Annotated in this window: 14 protein-coding genes and 1 pseudogene; 5 read left to right on the forward strand and 10 right to left on the reverse strand. The window is 63.9% G+C overall.

The window, feature by feature from the left end; genetic code table 11:
* The 3 genes from E3O47_RS04125 to E3O47_RS04135 all read left to right on the forward strand — a co-directional run.
* On the forward strand, nt 1-444 hold a 444-nt coding region (locus E3O47_RS04125; protein WP_166785318.1), incomplete at its 5' end, for a helix-turn-helix domain-containing protein.
* Between the two features lie 139 nt (nt 445-583).
* On the forward strand, nt 584-1,099 hold the full coding sequence (locus E3O47_RS04130; protein ID WP_134419587.1) for a hypothetical protein: 516 nt from the start codon (nt 584-586) through the stop codon (nt 1,097-1,099).
* Between the two features lie 399 nt (nt 1,100-1,498).
* Nucleotides 1,499-2,185, forward strand: coding sequence for a hypothetical protein (locus E3O47_RS04135; RefSeq protein ID WP_134419589.1), 687 nt, complete (start codon nt 1,499-1,501; stop codon nt 2,183-2,185).
* 204 nt (nt 2,186-2,389) lie between these two features.
* On the opposite strand, the gene E3O47_RS04140 is transcribed toward E3O47_RS04135, so the two are convergent.
* The 10 genes and pseudogenes from E3O47_RS04140 to E3O47_RS04185 all read right to left on the reverse strand — a co-directional run bounded on the left by E3O47_RS04140 (nt 2,390) and on the right by E3O47_RS04185 (nt 12,324).
* The gene (locus E3O47_RS04140) at nt 2,390-4,474 is read right to left on the reverse strand and encodes a fructose-specific PTS transporter subunit EIIC (RefSeq protein ID WP_134419591.1); all 2,085 of its coding nucleotides are present in this window, start codon (nt 4,472-4,474) and stop codon (nt 2,390-2,392) included.
* Nucleotides 4,475-4,723: 249 nt separating this feature from the next.
* Nucleotides 4,724-5,050, reverse strand: a complete 327-nt coding sequence (locus E3O47_RS04145; protein ID WP_104100666.1) for an ATP-dependent DNA ligase — start codon at nt 5,048-5,050, stop codon at nt 4,724-4,726.
* On the reverse strand, nt 5,043-5,414 hold the full coding sequence (locus E3O47_RS04150; protein ID WP_134419593.1) for a hypothetical protein: 372 nt from the start codon (nt 5,412-5,414) through the stop codon (nt 5,043-5,045). The genes E3O47_RS04145 and E3O47_RS04150 overlap by 8 nt, the downstream gene beginning before the upstream one ends.
* Before the next feature lie 299 nt (nt 5,415-5,713).
* Nucleotides 5,714-7,105 carry a replicative DNA helicase gene (gene dnaB, locus E3O47_RS04155; RefSeq protein WP_104100664.1) on the reverse strand — a complete coding sequence of 464 codons (1,392 nt, stop codon included), beginning with the start codon at nt 7,103-7,105 and terminating at the stop codon, nt 5,714-5,716.
* A 443-nt stretch (nt 7,106-7,548) separates the two neighbouring features.
* Nucleotides 7,549-7,998, reverse strand: coding sequence for a 50S ribosomal protein L9 (rplI, locus tag E3O47_RS04160; protein WP_104100663.1), 450 nt, complete (start codon nt 7,996-7,998; stop codon nt 7,549-7,551).
* 8 nt (nt 7,999-8,006) lie between these two features.
* Nucleotides 8,007-8,270 (reverse strand): 30S ribosomal protein S18, encoded by a 264-nt coding sequence (rpsR, locus tag E3O47_RS04165; protein ID WP_035835236.1) that lies wholly within the window; start codon nt 8,268-8,270, stop codon nt 8,007-8,009.
* 56 nt (nt 8,271-8,326) lie between these two features.
* The gene (locus tag E3O47_RS04170; RefSeq protein WP_104100662.1) at nt 8,327-8,830 is read right to left on the reverse strand and encodes a single-stranded DNA-binding protein; all 504 of its coding nucleotides are present in this window, start codon (nt 8,828-8,830) and stop codon (nt 8,327-8,329) included.
* Nucleotides 8,831-9,046: 216 nt separating this feature from the next.
* A pseudogene (rpsF, locus tag E3O47_RS16860) lies at nt 9,047-9,394 on the reverse strand (30S ribosomal protein S6); the annotation flags it as partial.
* Between the two features lie 268 nt (nt 9,395-9,662).
* On the reverse strand, nt 9,663-10,667 hold the full coding sequence (locus E3O47_RS04180; RefSeq protein ID WP_134419595.1) for a hypothetical protein: 1,005 nt from the start codon (nt 10,665-10,667) through the stop codon (nt 9,663-9,665).
* A 226-nt stretch (nt 10,668-10,893) separates the two neighbouring features.
* Nucleotides 10,894-12,324 (reverse strand): CCA tRNA nucleotidyltransferase, encoded by a 1,431-nt coding sequence (locus tag E3O47_RS04185; protein WP_104100659.1) that lies wholly within the window; start codon nt 12,322-12,324, stop codon nt 10,894-10,896.
* Nucleotides 12,325-12,404: 80 nt separating this feature from the next.
* Between E3O47_RS04185 and E3O47_RS04190 the strand changes: the two genes are divergently transcribed.
* Both E3O47_RS04190 and E3O47_RS04195 read left to right on the forward strand, forming a co-directional pair.
* The gene (locus E3O47_RS04190) at nt 12,405-14,798 is read left to right on the forward strand and encodes a DUF6049 family protein (RefSeq protein ID WP_134401964.1); all 2,394 of its coding nucleotides are present in this window, start codon (nt 12,405-12,407) and stop codon (nt 14,796-14,798) included.
* Complete coding sequence (locus E3O47_RS04195; protein WP_347232378.1) at nt 14,791-16,410, forward strand: lipid II flippase MurJ; 1,620 nt, start codon at nt 14,791-14,793, stop codon at nt 16,408-16,410. The genes E3O47_RS04190 and E3O47_RS04195 overlap by 8 nt, the downstream gene beginning before the upstream one ends.
* Nucleotides 16,411-16,475 lie beyond the last annotated feature (65 nt).

Below are 16,475 nucleotides of genomic sequence, written 5' to 3' on the forward strand. Positions count from 1 at the left end.
CTGGGAGTGACGTTCAGCGGCCCGGGCACGCAGCCCGGGCCGCTACCACCTCGCCAGAACCGCGCTACCACCTGCATGGACTGGCGCTACCATCAAGCGCTACTCGCCAAACGAAACCTAGCCGATCCGATTCGGGTCGACTCCGCCAATCCGGATGATTCGATGTCGCAGCTAGCCGTAGTCATGCTCGCCTTATTCGGACAGATGGAGCGCATCTATTCGCTCGAACGTGCCGCCCATGCCCGTGCAGTTGCGATGAGCAAGGGCCGGCGCATCGGGCGCCCCAGCGTCGTGGATCCCACAAAACTCGCCTACGCTGATCACCTGCGCAACGCGGGGCACACAATCCCCGACATTGTTTCTAAGACCGGCATCACGAAATCGAGCCTGTACCGCATTCTGCCTCCACGACGGGCTGACCCTGCTCCAAGTGCAGACGAGTAGAACGCAAGATCGACGAACCCGATGCAAAAGATTTGCCCATGATCCCGAATGAAATAGCCGACGCCTTCAGCAAAATCGACGTTCCCGTGCTCGTCGCTCTCATCACGACTCTCGTCGTAGAGTACTTTGCTACGCCCGATTGGAGGCCAAAAAATCACGGCTCATCCGTGATCGCCAGCAGATCGATGAGGTCATCTTCGCATTTCAGAAGGCAGCGATGCTCGCTCCGGCATTGCTTCCCGACGAATACATAACTCATCACCCAAACACGAGCGCGGTGAAACGACGCCAAATTGAAAGGCTCGCGCCAGCGGTCGACGGGCTTTTCGACGCGACAGCGCGGTTGCCCTCGCAATTCATAGCCAGACATTCCTGGCAGGTGGGAGCGGCGAGCTTCTTCGTGGCCTACTTTGCTGGCTTAGTTTGGTCAGAGCTGGAGTCTGAACGGCCCAACGGCGATCACCTCCGCGCAGCTGGCAGTGACTTCAGCGAGTTCGCGGCACACGCGAGTTTTCACGACAGCCAGGAGCCGTGGATCAAATGGGCCTTCTCGAGGCGCTTCATACGGGTTGATTACAAAGAGCAAGCGGAGGCCGTAATTGCCAAACACGGCCTCGAACTACCCAAGGAGCACTCACGCCGGGCGGAGGGGTGACGAATCCTTTAATGAGCAGGGTCTGAGACCCTTGCGTGTCAGTGCCAAGAAGATCGAACTTGAACCCTATCTGGCAGGGTTTCTGTGGAGTTTGGAGATAAATGGCGGCGCCCTGTGAAGCTCGATGTCGCATTATCGGGCTTCGAGTCGTCTTACATCTCATGTGTTTCGACACACCGAGGTTACGAGACACCCCACACATGAATCTGACTGCAATTGGCGAATTGGGCGGTGCCTAGTGTCTCAAGGGTTGCCGGACGCAATCTCACCGCTGCCCTCATCACCTTGGTGAGCAGCAATGCTGCCGCGTCATGACCGCATCACCAGCCCTAAGGGCGTGTGATTTCCGACCCCTGTTGTTGCTACCGCTCCGGGTCACCCCATGGGTAGGCCCGGCTCATGACCTCTGGAGCGGTCGTCAACACGTCGTCGCTCGGCAATGCCGTGCGGTTCGTCGACGTGCCCACCTCGCTGCCAATGAAGATCGGGATCTGGGGCCTTGCAATCATCGCGATCGGGTTCATCGCCGTGGTCCTCAGCGACCTGTTGGTTGGCGCAGATGGCCAGTTCGCCGATCGAATGTCGTTCCAACAAACAGGCCGGATCGGGCTGGTGGGGCTTGGAGTGCTTGTCGCCCTGATTTTCTTGGGCACCGCCGTATTCCAGCGCGCCAAGTTGCGAGCGGCAAAGGCGGTTCGACCCGACGCCTTTGTCTTCATGACGCAGCGCACCCCGGCACTCATCGACGCCCTGAAGACGATTGGGACCGACCGACCGCGACTGCGCCAGCACTTCGTGGTCACGCTCGGACCGAAAGGAATCGAGCTGTGGGGTCGCGGACGAACCGATGTCCCTCGAATGGCCCTGCCCTGGAACGACATTGATTACGCCCATCCCGGCCGACACATGGTCGAAATAGGAAATATCAGCGTCGCGGTTCTGGCCCTCCGCATTTTTCAGACTGTCGATGGGCGCCGGCTAGATCTACCGTTTCCGATTTTCGGTCCGCAAGGCATCAATCGCGCAGGAACTCATGATGCCAACAAGGTGCTCGATGCCTGCTCCCGCTATACGAGCATCGCCTGACCGACCGCAGCGACCTGAATCAGTCGCGGTTCCCGACAACAAATTCGGTAAACGAAAACATCAGCCAGTGCCCCGCTAGACGTTCCTTCGTGACACCCAGCCTGGCAGGCCGAAATCGTTGAGTTTTCGACCCGAAGCCGCGGCGTTTCTGGTCTGCTGGAGACTAAGCGCTCGGGTTTGCCGATGCGTACCATCGGCAGGCTCCTAGAACGCGTCGGGTGCGACCGTCTTCGCGCCGACTTGCAGGGCCAGCGCCTCGAGTACGTGCGCGGGGGTCGTGGCGGCCTGGAGGGCGTCGCGGAAGGTGGGCTTTATCAGGGCGCGGGATAGCTGGGCGAGTACCTTCAGGTGCTCGGTTCCGGCCTCCGCCTCCGGGACGGCGATCATGAAGATCAGCGTGGCCTTGGAGCCGTCGGCTGAGTTCCAGTCGATGCCTTGCGTGCTGCGGGCGAAGGCGAGTACCGGGGCGGTTACACCGTCCGACTTTGCGTGGGGGATCGCGATGCCGTCGCCGATGCCCGTCGTGCCGTGCTTCTCGCGGGCGAGGGCGGCCTGGGTCACCAGGGTCTCGTCGGTGACGCGGCCGGTCTTGCTCATCAGGCCGGCGAGGGTGCTGATCATCGCATCCCGGTCGGTCTCTTCGACGTCGAGCACGATCGTGCGTTCGTCGATATAGTCGAGCACCGTCTTCTTCGCCGGGGGCATAGGCGACGATTCGGACTCGGACGCGACCGAGCCGACCGTGCCGGCATCCGCGTCCGATGGGCCCGTGGGCGCGGGGACAGGACCGGAAGCCCCGGCGGCGGTGCCCGTGGCCGCACCCGTCGCTGCAGCGTGGCGGGTCGACTTGCGCGCGGAAATGCCGAGCAGCAGCACCGAAACGAGGGCGGTGACGACGGCGCCGGTGAGCAAGGCCGCGAAGTACATCGGCACCCCGGAGACCGCACCGAAGACGGCGACGATTGGGCCACCGTGCGGTACGGAGTTGGTGACCCCGAACAGGGCGGCAATGCCTCCGGCCATGGCGCCACCGATCATGTTCGCCGGGATGACCTGCAGCGGCTTGGCCGCGGCGAGCGGAATCGCGCCCTCGGTGATGCCGAAGAATCCCAGGAACAGTGCGGCGATGCCGGCTTCACGCTCTGGTTTGGAAAAGTAGCGGCCGCGGATCAGGGTGGCCAAGCCCATCCCGAGCGGCGGGACGGCGATCGCGGCGGCGACCATGCCCATCGGGGCTGAGTTCCCCTCCGCGATCAATGCTCCACCAAAGAGGAATGCGGTCTTGTTGATCGGGCCGCCCATGTCGAAGGCGACCATGGCGCCGAGAATCAGGCCAAGCACGATCGCGCTGCCACCCTGCAGGCCGGTGAGGAACGTGGTCATGCTGGAGAAGACCCAGCTGATCGGCTGGCCGAGGGCGAGCACGAAGGCGCCGCCGACGATCACGGTGGTGAGCACGGGGATCACGAGGATCGGCATGATCGGCTTGATAAAGCGGTGTACGGGAATTTTCTTGATGCCGAGGGCGACGAAGCCGACCAGGAAACCGGTGATGATGCCGCCAATAAAGCCGGCGCCTGATTCGGAATTGTAGAAGGCCCCGGTCGTGGCGATCCAGCCACAGATCATGCCCGGTGCGAGCCCGGGCCGGTCGGCGATGGCGTAGGCGATGAAGCCAGAGAGGATCGGCACCATCAGGGTGAAACCGAGTCCGCCGATCTGGTTGAGCGTCAGCCAGAAACTGCCCTCCGGGATGACGAGCCCATTCGGGGTCGCCTCGCCGCCGAAGGAGAGCGAGATGGCGATCAGGAGCCCGCCGACCACAACGAACGGGATCATGTACGACACGCCGTTCATCAGTGCGCGGTACAGGGTGCTTCCGAAGTCGGCCTTGCCGCTGCTCGAGGGCGTGGCGTCCCGGCTGGAACTGTCGCCGACGGTGGACGGCTCGGCGGCGAGGGCGTCCCGGATCAGGGCGGCGGGGCGGTGAATGCCGTCGGCGACCCCGACGGAGACGATCCGCTTGCCCACGAAGCGCGAGGCATCGATCTTGGTGTCGGCCGCGATCACGATTGCGTCCGAACGGTCGATGTCGTCCTGGCTGAAGGTGCCTTCGACGCCGACCGAGCCGTGCGTCTCGACCTTCATCTCGTAGCCCAACTCAGCCGCTGCGCTCTCGAGCTTCTCGGCCGCCATGTAGGTGTGCGCTATGCCCGTGGGGCAGGCGGTGATCCCGAGAATCAAGAGTCTCGGTGGCACCGTGCTCGCTTCGAAGAGAGGTTGGGACATGGCTAAGCCGTCCTTCCGGGGCGAGGCCGACCGGAACTTCCGCGGACACCACAGCCCAAGTTCATAAATTTAGCTAAGTTTATCACTGCCCCGAAAGTGGGTGCGTGCCTTAGCCCTTTGACCTGATGGAGCCCCTGAGGGCGAGTGCGTCCGTCGCAATCCGGGCCATCGACACGACGTCACGCATCCATTGGCCCTGACCCCGCTGGCAGGCTTCACGCCGGGAGCCAGGGTGGAGTAGTCAGGCAATTATCGATCGCGTGCGGGCGTCTCCAACTCGGCCGGTTCCGGCGTTACCCGCAGGCCGCCTGGTGTGTTTGACAGACGCACCAATTCCTCGACCCAAGCACGGTTTAGGAGTGGTTCCCTATTGCCGAAAAAGTCGAATTGAAGCGGAATCGTTGGGTGGATCCAAATGGTGCTGTGACCGTGTCCTGATGCCGCCGAGTATTCCCACGAAAACGTGAAACTTTCCCCTCGGCGCACCTTGGACAAAATGACGATCTTGAGGTGAGCGAGCACCCGGTCGTCGAAATCGACGGTGATCGACGGAGTCCCGTAGATAAATTTACCCATGAATGCTCCCAAGTCCGTTGTCGATTTCGTTAGCGACAAGGTTAAAGTCCTTGGCCGTCTGACCAGCGTCGCCTGTGGTTTCGACGGTGCCGGTAATACCGATCATCGGCATTTCAGGTAACGGGAAACGCGTCGCCTCATCTTCCTCCGTCATCCCTTCGACGTCGACATCGACGACGTCGAATTGACTGGTTGGGCTGAGAGTTAGCGTGTGCACGGATGTCTCGTCGTTCTCGTCGAACACGGTGACATCCACAGCCACACTATTGTCGCTATCGGCCACTGAGGTGACGTAGTCGAGAAGCGCTGATGTGATGCTGTTGCTCGTGACAATGGAGCCGCCGATATATGTTATGCGCTTCATGCGGTGATGCTAGCTGATTGTTGTGCCCCGCGCACGCCGATGGTCCACCGGCGCAGGCCAGCGGGAGAAGGCTGGCCTCGCGAAAGGCTGCCCCGACGCCGGCGGGCCCTGGCGATTCCCGCGAGTGAAGGTCGAAGCCGTGCGGCGCTCCAGTCCATCCACAGGGCCGCTACTGACTGACGCGGTGGGCGAGTCACGCCAAGCTGTTTCGACTTTCGAGGTTTGCTAGTTGTCATCACTGACAAGCGATGGACAACAAGATCAGGATTATGACATGTAGATCAGGAACCTAAAGGGTGTCAGGCGCCCGGCACCATATCGGCGAAGCGGGAGTAGTGGCCGTGGAACGCGACCGTGACGGTGCGCGTGGGGCCGTTACGGTGCTTGGCGACGATCAGGTCCGCCTCGCCGGCGCGCGGATTGTCCTTCTCGTACGCGCTCTCGCGGTGCAGCAGGATGACCATGTCGGCGTCCTGCTCGAGCGAACCGGACTCGCGCAGGTCTGAGATGGCCGGCATCTTGTCCGCGCGCTGTTCGGGACCACGGTTGAGCTGGGAGAGGGCAATAACGGGAACCTGTAGTTCCTTGGCCATCAACTTGAGCGCGCGGGAGAACTCACTGACCTCCTGCTGGCGCGACTCGACTTTCTTGCCCGACGTCATCAGCTGCAGGTAGTCGATGATGACCATCTTGAGGCCGACCCGTTGCTTCAGCCGGCGGCACTTGGCCCGGATCTCGACCAGGGTCATGTTGGGGCTGTCGTCGATGTAGAGCGGGGCGTCGTTGATGCGACCGCGGGTGGCGGCAATGGTGGTCCAGTCGCGCGCGTCGACGGCGCCCTTGCGCATGCTCTGCAAGGGCACGGATGCTTCGGCCGCGAGCAGACGCATCGCGATTTCGCTGCGGCCCATTTCCAGGGAGAAGAAAATGCTGGGCATGTCGTGCTTGATGGAGGCTGCCCGGGCGAAGTCGAGGGCGAGCGTGGACTTACCCAGCGCCGGACGCGCCGCCACGATGATCAGCTGGCCGGGATGGAAGCCGTTGGTGAGCTCGTCCATATCGGCGAAGCCGGTGGGAACACCGGTCATCTGACCGTCTTTGAGCTTGGCAGCCTCGATCTCCTCGATCGCGGCTGTGACCGCGTCGGTCAGCGGCACATAGTCTTCGGTTTCGCTGCCACCCGTGACGGCATAGACCTCGGCCTGGGCGGTATTGACCAGATCCAGCACCTCGCCCTCACCGGAGTAACCCATCTGGGCGATGCGGGTGCCGACCTCGACGAGGCGCCGGAGGAGAGCGCGTTCGGCGACGATCGAAGAGTAGAAACCGGCGTTGGCCGCGGTCGGCACGAGGCTCGTGAGCGTGTGCAGGTAGTCCGCGCCGCCGGCCCGGGACAGCTCGCCTAGCTTGGTGAGCTCGTCGGTGACGGCGATAACGTCGGTCGGCTCGCCCTGCGCGTAGAGCGACAGAATCGCGTCGAAGATGATCTCGTGCTTGGGGATGTAAAAGTCTGCGGCGCGCACGGTCTCGACGACGTCGGCGACGGCATCCTTGCTCAGCATCATGCCGCCGAGCGCGCTCTGCTCGGCCAAGAGGTCGTGCGGGAGCGTGCGCTCGGTGTGCCGGGCTTCCAGTCCGCCGCGTGAGTCTGCCCCGCGCTTGTCCGCCAGACCCAAGTGAGAGATCGACACTCGTGCCTCCTTTACTCGTGGTGCAGTTCTATCAGGGCCCACCGACATCGCTGCCGGGCACTGTGCACACCTCGATTGCGGCCGCGTGCCCACCATACGGACCCGGCTCGGCAGAGAACAAACCGCCCTGTGGATAAGCCTGTGGAGAATCTGGGCGAAACGCCGCGTGTCTTGTGCACAAGCTGTGGAATCAACTGTGGACAACTTAAGTTTTTTATCACATAAATGCAGCTTGATCAGGTATTAATTCTATTCACAATGTGGTGTGGAAAACCTATCTAAAGTACGTGTTGAATCTTGTCGAGGTGTGGGAAAACCTGTGTACAGCGCCTCATGTTCTGGGACTAAAATCACCCCCGATTGGGTGTGTGACATCGCTTAAACAGGTGTGGCGGTGGGTTCCTTTCGGAACCCACCGCCACACGGGTGTAAAGCTGTAGAGCTTACTTGGCAGCTACCACCAGCAGTGTGATGGTCGCACTCAGTTCGTCACGAAGACGAACCGTTGCCTGGTGTTCACCCGTCATCTTGATCGGGCTGAGCTCGATTTTGCGCCTGTCGAGGGCACCGAGACCCGCTGCGGCAACTGCATCCGCAACATCCGTGGTCTTGACGGAGCCGAAAAGGCGTCCGCCTTCGCCGGCCTTGACGACCAGCTTGACCTTGGCGTTCTCGAGTGCAGCCTTGAGAGCCTGCGCCTCTTCGAGGGTGGCGTGCTCGCGGGCTACGCGAGCGGCCTTGATCTGCTGAATCTGCTTCTCGCCACCGCGAGTCCAGGAAACAGCAAATCCCTGCGGGTAGAGGTAGTTGCGGGCGTACCCGTTCTTGACCTCGACGATGTCACCGGGTGCACCGAGGCCGGAGACCTCGTGCGTCAGAATGATTTTTGACATGAGGTGTCCTACCTGCCTGAACCGGCGTAGGGCAGCAGCGCCATTTCGCGAGCGTTCTTGACGGCGCGGGCGATAAGACGCTGCTCCTGAACGGAAACACCGGTGATACGACGGGCGCGGATCTTTCCACGCTCGGAGATGAACTTGCGGAGGGTGGGGACATCTTTGTAATCGATGACACCAACCCGGATCGACTTCGCGGGAGCGGCATTCTTGCCACCCTTAGCACCGCGGAGCGGCTTGCGGCGGTCGCCGCTCGACTTTCCAGCCATGATTTCCTTACTTTCTCAAAGAAGTGTTTTTCAGCCAACAGCCTGTAAGGCTCGGCTTAGAAGGGTGTCTCGTCGCTGAAGTTTCCCGGAGTGTTCCAGACATCTCCACCGGTGTTCGCGGCGGGGGCGCTGGCAGCCCAGGGCTCGTCGTTCGAGGCAACGGCAGGTGAGCCACCGCCTCGAGGAGAAGACGATGACTGCGCGCGAGTGAGCTGAGCGGTGGCGTATTTCAGCGAAGGACCGATTTCATCGATCTCGAGCTCCATGCTCGTTCGCTTCTCGCCTTCCTTCGTCTCATACGAACGCTGCTTGAGACGCCCGGAAGCGATGACACGGGTACCCTTGGTCAGTGAACCAGCTACGTGCTCGGCGAATTCACGCCAAACGCTCGCGCGCAGGAAGAGCGACTCGCCATCTTTCCACTCACTGGTCGCGCGATCGAAATTGCGCGGAGTGGATGCGATGGTGAAGTTGGCAACCGCCAGCCCGTTCTGCGTGTACCGCAGCTCCGGGTCGCTGGTCAGGTTGCCCACCACGGTAATTACGGTCTCGCCGGCCACGGGCTACTTGTCGCTTGCCTTGTCGGCGGACGCGGCCGGCGCGGGAGCAACAGCTTCTGCCGTGGCAGGAGCGTCGACAACCGGGGCTTCGACCTTGGCCGGAGCAGCCTTGACCGCGGCGGCAGCAGCTGCCGATGCGGGCTTCACGGACGCGGCGACCTTGGCGGTCGGGGCGGCAGCAGCGGCTTCAGCCTTCGCAGCGATTACCTTCGGGTTGGCTGCCTTGCGGGCGGCCTTCTCGGCGGCGAGCTTGCTCGCGACGGCGACCTGGGCAATGCCTTCTTCTGCGCGAAGCACTTTGGTGCGCATGACGGCTTCCGACAGCTTCAGCTGGCGGTCGAGCTCGGCCGTGGCAGAAGCGTTGGCGGTGAAGTCGACAACGGCGTAGATGCCTTCGGACTTCTTGTTGATCTCGTAAGCGAGACGGCGGCGACCCCAAACGTCAACCTTGTCAATGGTTCCACCATCGTTGCGAACAACGTTGAGGAACTTGTCAAGGCTGGGAGCTACGGTGCGCTCATCGATCTCGGGATCGAGGATAACCATCAACTCGTACTGATGCATGACTAACCCACCTCCTTCGGACTAAACGGCTGCAGAATCTCTGCAGCAGGAGGGTTGTGCATGTGTTGTAAGCGGAGGCCGGGAATCCGGCGCACAGACAACCTGCCAAGGCTACCGGAAACGGCGGCCCTCCGCCACCGCCTCCGCCCGTTCACCCGTTTGGCGCCCTCGTCGCCGCCGAGTCCGTCAACGCTGTCGCGAGTATCGCCGACTGTGCCGACCATCGCCGTTCTATCGGAGATTCTGGGCACGAACGGCGACGGTCGCTTCACCTGTTGGGGCATTTCCCTGGTTCGGGACGCAGTCCGGCGGCGAGCAGGAGCCGTTTCAGGCTCTCCCGGCGCAGCGCTACGGCCCAGATCCAGCGCGCCATTCCGTGCCCCGTCCCGCGAAGCCGGTCCTCGCGAAGCTTTTCTGACCACAGGGCTTCTTCACTGGTACGCCCATTCATGAAGGCGTCCCGCGTGTACTTGACTTTGCCGTCGAATTCGCCGAGGAGGCGAAGTGTGCGGTTCCCCTGTTTCTGAACCCACCGGAAGTCCGTGATGTCTTCCTGCCCGTCCTCGTGCACGAAGGACACCTGCAATTCGGGGGGCGGGAATCCGCACAGGTGAATCTGTCCTCGGCTGAGGGACTCGCCCACCGAACCGGATCGACTGTCGCAGAAGACAATGGCGATCCGAGCGGCTCGTGCCCCACGGGTTGGTCCGTCGGAGTCGAGTCGATCAAGCAGAATGTCGCGGTCGATCCCGAGCGCAGCCATGCCGTTCGGCAGGATGAATTTAGGTTTCGTTCCGTACTCGAGCGTGGCGACTGCCGACAGGAATCCTGCCGTTCGTGCAACATCGATCAGCGTACGCAGCAGACCCGTGACCAGCATCCCTTCGATCTCCACGACGTCTTCGTCGGGCAATCGGTCGTGATGCCAGGTGACCCCGTTCTTCGAATGCACGCCGGTTTCACCGGCAGCCATGAGGTGGACCTCGTCGGGCCATCTGCCGACGATGGGCAGTCCCCACAAAACAGCAGCCGATTCATAAGAGTAGACGGGCTGGGACTTTCTGGTGGCCTCCACGGCGCGCAAACGCAAGAAGTACCGATCACGATCGCTGATGGTGTCCCAGCCGGTCGCGTCAACGGCAACGCCACGTCGTAGGCGAACGGCTTGACCGGATCCGACCGGCCGTTGAACAGGACGCCCATCGCTGCCGAGAAACCGAGCGTCACGGCCGAGATACAAAGGCCGCCAGTCATGCGGGGAGTAGAGATTCATAGCGCCATGCTGGTGGTGCGGCCTACTGGCTCCGATCGCAAGGGCGGCTCCTGTGGCCAAGATCGGCGGCGGAGGTCCTGTGGAGGGATGGTGACACATCCGCTCGCGAAGTGCCACCGGGTCTCGACGCTCGCCGTTTGTGCCGAGAGTCGTCACCCGTGCGGCGACTCTCGGCACAAACGGCGAGCCTCGGCGAATAGACGGGCCCGGAAGGCGCCGGGAGGGCCTACTGTGCGCGCTCGGCCCACCAGGCGATAAGGCGGCGGGTGGCCTCGTCTTCGCCGAGCGGCCCATCATCCAGCCGCTGCTCGAGCAGGTACCGGTAGGCCTCGCCGACGTCACGGCCCGGACCCACTCCGAGGACGGCCATGATCTGCTCACCGTCGAGATCGGGGCGCACCGCCGCCATCTCTTCCTGTTCGTTCAGCTCCTCGATGCGCTGTTCCAGGTCGTCGTAGGCGAAGCCGAGCCGGTCCGCCTTGCGGCGGTTACGGGTGGTGACGTCCGCACGAGTCAAGATGTGCAGTCGTTCGAGCTGGTCCCCCGCGTCCCGCACGTAGCGCCGCACCGCGGAGTCCGTCCAGGCACCCTCGGTGTAGCCGAAAAAACGCAGGTGCAGTTCGATCAGGCGTGCCACGGCGGCCGTCGTGTCGTTGTCGAAACGGAGGGCTCGTAGCCGCTTCTTCGCCAGCTTCGCGCCGACCAGGTCGTGGTGGTGGAAACTGACCACGCCGCCCGGCTCGAGCTTGCGAGTCGCGGGCTTGCCGATGTCGTGCAGCAGCGCCGCCAGGCGCACGATCAGGTCGGGGCCGTCGAAGCTGCCGCGAGACTTCTCGTAGCCGATGGCCTGGTCCAGCACCGTCAGGGTGTGCTGGTAGACATCCTTGTGGTGGTGGTGCTCGTCGACTTCGAGGCGCAGGGCGGGGATCTCCGGCAGCACCCGGCTGCAGAGCCCGGAGTCCACCAGCAGCTCGAGCCCGGCATGCGGGTTGTCCGCACACAGCAGCTTCGAGAGCTCGTCGCCGATGCGTTCGGCCGAGATATTACGAATGCGGTCCGCCATCGCTTCCATCGCTTCCGCGGTGTCGGCGTGGAGGGCGAATCCGAGCTGGGCGGCGAACCGGGCCGCCCGCATCATGCGCAGCGGGTCGTCACCGAACGAGATCTCCGGGGAAATCGGCGTGCGCAGAACGCCGGCCAGGAGGTCGTCGATGCCGTTCGCGGGGTCGACCAGAGTCAGCCCCGGAAGGCGCAGAGCCAGTGCGTTCACCGTGAAATCGCGGCGTAGCAGGTCATCCTCCAGGCGGTGGCCGAAAACCACCTCGGGCTTGCGCGTCTGGCCGTCGTAGCTCTCCGACCGGTAAGTCGTGATCTCCACCTTTTCGCCGGCGATTTGGGCGCCGATTGTTCCGAAGGCGCGGCCGATATCCCAGTGGGCATCCGAGATTGGCTTCACGAGGTGCAGGATTTGGTCCGGCGTGGCATCCGTCGTGAAATCGAGGTCGTTGAACGGCCGGTCGAGGAAGGCGTCGCGGACCGGTCCGCCGACGAGGGCCAGTTCGTGTCCAGCCGTCTGGAACGCGGTCGCCAATCGGGAAACGGTCGGGGTGGCAGCCAGGTCGCCCAGCCGCTTGAGGGCTGTCGCAACGCTTTGCATGACCCCATGTTAGTTGCTTGAGCTACGCCGGCTGCCCCGGTGCGGCGTTACCCCCGCGTCGAAGCCGTAGAATCCCCTACATGGTGGCCGAGTCTGTTCTCAAGCGTCGGCCCGCGCTCCCCGGAGCGATGCGCGGCCTCTGGTCACGCACGAAGAGGCCGATCGGCGCCGTTCTGATCGGCCTGCTGGCCGGGGTTCTGCCGGTCGCCTCCGCCGGTCTGCCCGCATCCGCAACCGCGTCTGAAATCACATCTGCATCTGCCCCAGCGGCCCCGACAGCGAAGACCATCGCCGCCGTAACGGCCAATGCGGTGAACCTGCGCGTGTCGCCCGCGACACTGGCGCCCCTCCAGGCTGGCCAGGACCTCACGGTCACTGTCACCGTCGAGAACGCGACCCTTGACACCATCTCACCGGGCACCATCAACCTCTTCCTCGCGGAACGGGCACTGATCAACCGCAACGCCCTCAACAGCTGGCTGGATCCGGAGAAGAACAGCAAACCCGGCGATCTCATGCTGAGCGAGCCCACGATGGCGTCCATTCAGCCGGACAGCACCGAGATCTTCACCTTGACCGTGCCGGCCGGCTCCGTGGGCCTCACCAGCGGCAACGCGTGGGGTGCCCGCGGCATTGCCGCCACCCTGAGTACAGACGACAGGGTGCGGGCAGAGGGCAGAGGCACCTTCGTCTGGTATTCCGACGAAGAGGTCACCCCCGTCAACATGTCGGTGATCATGCCGATCACCGTCCCCGCGCAGTCGACGGGCCTGATTACGTCAAAGGCACTGGAAACGTTTACGGCGCCGACCGGTGTTCTGAGCCGCCAGCTCGACGGCGTCGTCGGCCGCCCGGTCACCATTGCCATCGACCCGCTGATCATTGTTTCCATCCGAATCCTCGGTTCGGCGGCACCGCCCAGCGCAATCGCGTGGCTGAACCGGCTGGACGAGGCTCCGAACGATATATTCCCGCTCAGCTATGCCGATGCCGACCTTGCCCTGCAGGCTCAAGCCGGCGCCGGGCCGCTGCTGACGCCCAACACGTTCGGCCAGGCGATCGACCCTGCCTTGTTCGCCGCGACGGACCAGTCCGCGACGCCGAACTCCGACCCTGCCCTCCCGCCTGGCACCGAGACACCGGCGCCGTCAACGGACCAGCCCGCACCCCCCAGCGATGGCACACCACCCACCACGGAAAAGTTGCTTGCTTGGGAATATAGCGCCACTGACATCGGCTGGCCGGCCGAGGGTGACGTTGCGAGTGCAGACCTGGACGTATTCGCGGCCAGTGGCCTCAACACAACCATTTTGGGCGGATCGAACGCATCTGGGGCCGCCGGCGACTTCACCCCGAATGCATCCCTTGATCTCGGCACCGGCCACGGTTTGGGTCTGGTCGTCGATGATTCGTTGGCCGCCGCCCTGCGCACCGCCGCGGCCGCGACAACGGATGACGCGTGGCGCGAAGCCATGTCCCAGGTCAGCTCGCAGCTGGCGGTCGTCTCGGCCGAGCGCCCCGGAACCGCGCGCACCCTCCTGGCCACTTTCGACCGCGGGTGGCCGCCCAACGCAGACCGACTCACCGAGACCATCGACGCGCTGGCCGGGTTGCGGTGGTACGCGCCGTCCACCCTGCCGGAGGTGCGGGCATCCGTTCCAGCCGAAGAGGTCGAGTTTGACAGCCAGGCCGAGCCGGAGGATCGCGTGGCCCTGGCCGCCGAGCTCTTCGAGGCCGAGAAGACAATCACCGACTTTTCCTCCGTACTGTCCGACCCGGCGATCGTCACAGGCACGCAGCGCCTGGACCTGATGGCTCTGCTATCCAATTCCTGGGCATCCCAGGAGGCCAGTTGGGCGGATGCCGTCGGCACCAGCCTCGCGAACTCCTCGGCGCTTGTGGGCTCCATCACGGTCGCGACCAAGGGCCCCATCAACGTGGTCGGCAGCCAGGTCGACATTCCGGTGACCCTGGACAACGCCCTGAGCCAGGCCGTGACGGTGATGGTGCAGGTCGTTCCCTCCAACGGGCGCCTCCTGGTCGGCGAGGCGGTGGAGTCCACCATCGAAGCCCAATCCGCCCGCACCGTGACCATCCCGGTGACGGCCGCAGTGGGAAACGGCGCCGTCACCCTGCGCGTGACCCTGCTCACTCCGGCGGGAACGGTCATCTCGCAGCCCGCCCTCATCCCGATCAACGTGCGCGCAGACTGGGAAGGCCTCGGATCCCTCCTGTTCGCCGCGTTCGTGGTGCTGTTCTTCGGGTTCGGGGTGTGGCGCAACATTCTGCGACGCCGACGGGAACGTGCCGAAACTGAGACTGCGGACGCCCCCGAGCCAGAGGCAGAACCGGCCACAGTCCCTGAAGCCGAAGCACCCCCAGAAGAAGATCCCGAATCCGGGGCCGCCGGCGCTGCGCCCGGCCCGCTGACCCCCACCAGCGCGGCCGATGCCCCGACGGAGCCCCGTGCCTAAGACCGACAGCATCGGCCGGGCGAGCGCATTCCTCGCCTCCGGAACCATTGTTTCTCGCATCCTCGGCTTCGTGAAGCTGATTGTGCTGGCGGGGGTGATCGGCCAAGTCGGTCAGAGCACCAACGCGTTCGCCGTGGCGAATCAGCTTCCGAACACGGTCTACGTCATCGTGGCCGGTGGGGTGCTGACGGCCGTCCTGGTGCCGCAGATCGTGCGCGCCAGCCTGCACGCCGACGGTGGCACGGCGTACATCAACAAACTCCTCACGCTGGCCCTGGTCATCCTCGCCGCGACCACCATCGCAGCCACCGCGCTTGCTCCGCTGTTGACCCTGCTCTACGGGTCCAACATGAAGCCGGAATCGCTGGCCCTCGCCACGGCGTTCGCCTTCTGGTGCCTGCCACAAATCTTTTTCTACGGCCTGTATACGGTCCTCGGAGAGGTTCTGAACGCCCGCAAGTCCTTCGGCCCGTTCACCTGGGTTCCCGTGGTCAACAACGTCGTGGCCATCGCGGGCCTACTCACCTTCTCGGCGTTCTACGGAGCCGACCCGAACGGGACCCGGCTGGCCACCGAGTTCACGCCCGCGATGATCGCCGTCCTCGCCGGGAGCGCCACGCTCGGCGTCGTGCTGCAGGCCGTCGTGCTGTTCTATTTCTGGCACCGCATCGGTCTGCGCTTCCGCCCCGACTTCCGCTTCCGCGGCGTCGGGCTCGGCGTGGCCGGCCGGATGGCGAGCTGGACCTTCGGGATGCTCCTGCTGACCACCCTGGCCGGCGTCGTCGAAACCCGGGTGGTCACCCTAGCCGGCGACTCCGACGCCTCGGTCGCCGCACTCAACACGGCCTGGCTCATCTTCATGCTCCCGCATTCGGTGATCACCGTCTCAGTCACCACCGCCTACTTCACCCGGATGAGCGAGCACGCCTCGGTGGGCAAGCTGGCCCTGGTCAGAACGGATGCCTCCTCCGCCATCCGCGGCACCACCCTGATCATCGTGCTCGCCTCCGCCGTCATCGCGGTCTGCGCCTACCCGTTCGCCCGGGTCTTCGTCGCCCCCTACGAACAGGTACAGAGCATCGGCAACGTCATCGTCGCCTACGTGCTCGGCCTCGTTGCGTTCTGCGTCCTGTTCGTCGTACAACGCACCTTCTACGCGCTCGGCGACACCCGTACGCCGTTCTACTTCACCCTGTTCCAGGTGACGCTGGTCATCATCGGCGTCCTTGCCTGCTCGCTCCTGCCCAGCGCCTGGATCGCCGCGGGCGTCGCGCTCACGGTCACCGTGTCCGGCATTGCGCAGGCCCTGCTGGCGGCAGGGCTGCTCCGTGGGCGCCTCGGCGGCATCGACGGGCGGCGCATCCTGCGCAGCCTCGTGAAGTACTTAGTCGCCGCCGTGCCCGCGATCACGGCCGGCGTTCTCCTCCTGCTCGTGCTTGGTGGCACCCAGGAGGCTGGATTCGCCCTGTCCGGGAAGCTCCAGGCCGTTCTCACCATGATCGTCATCGGCCTCGCCATGTCAGGCGTCTACTTCGGCCTGCTGCTGCTCATGCGCACCGCTGAGCTGCGCGGCTTCATCGACCCGGTGATCGACCGCATCCGTCGTCGTTGACCGGTCCCCAGCCGGCGTGGAATAGCATCCGATTAGGATGTGTTGTATCCGGAAGCGAGGCAATC

It is taken from the genome of Cryobacterium sp. TMT2-17-1 (assembly GCF_004402765.1).
Lineage (GTDB): Bacteria > Actinomycetota > Actinomycetes > Actinomycetales > Microbacteriaceae > Cryobacterium > Cryobacterium sandaracinum.

Excerpts from the sequence above, each read along its gene's own strand:
- E3O47_RS04150 (WP_134419593.1), bottom strand. The coding sequence starts at position 5,414 with ATGAAGCGCATAACATATATCGGCGGCTCCATTGTCACGAGCAACAGC.
- E3O47_RS04185 (WP_104100659.1), bottom strand. The coding sequence starts at position 12,324 with ATGCAAAGCGTTGCGACAGCCCTCAAGCGGCTGGGCGACCTGGCTGCC.
- E3O47_RS04135 (WP_134419589.1), top strand. The coding sequence starts at position 1,499 with ATGACCTCTGGAGCGGTCGTCAACACGTCGTCGCTCGGCAATGCCGTG.
- rpsR (WP_035835236.1), bottom strand. The coding sequence starts at position 8,270 with ATGGCTGGAAAGTCGAGCGGCGACCGCCGCAAGCCGCTCCGCGGTGCT.
- E3O47_RS04145 (WP_104100666.1), bottom strand. The coding sequence starts at position 5,050 with ATGGGTAAATTTATCTACGGGACTCCGTCGATCACCGTCGATTTCGAC.
- E3O47_RS04180 (WP_134419595.1), bottom strand. The coding sequence starts at position 10,667 with ATGAATCTCTACTCCCCGCATGACTGGCGGCCTTTGTATCTCGGCCGT.
- E3O47_RS04190 (WP_134401964.1), top strand. The coding sequence starts at position 12,405 with ATGGTGGCCGAGTCTGTTCTCAAGCGTCGGCCCGCGCTCCCCGGAGCG.
- rplI (WP_104100663.1), bottom strand. The coding sequence starts at position 7,998 with ATGTCAAAAATCATTCTGACGCACGAGGTCTCCGGCCTCGGTGCACCC.
- E3O47_RS04140 (WP_134419591.1), bottom strand. The coding sequence starts at position 4,474 with ATGTCCCAACCTCTCTTCGAAGCGAGCACGGTGCCACCGAGACTCTTG.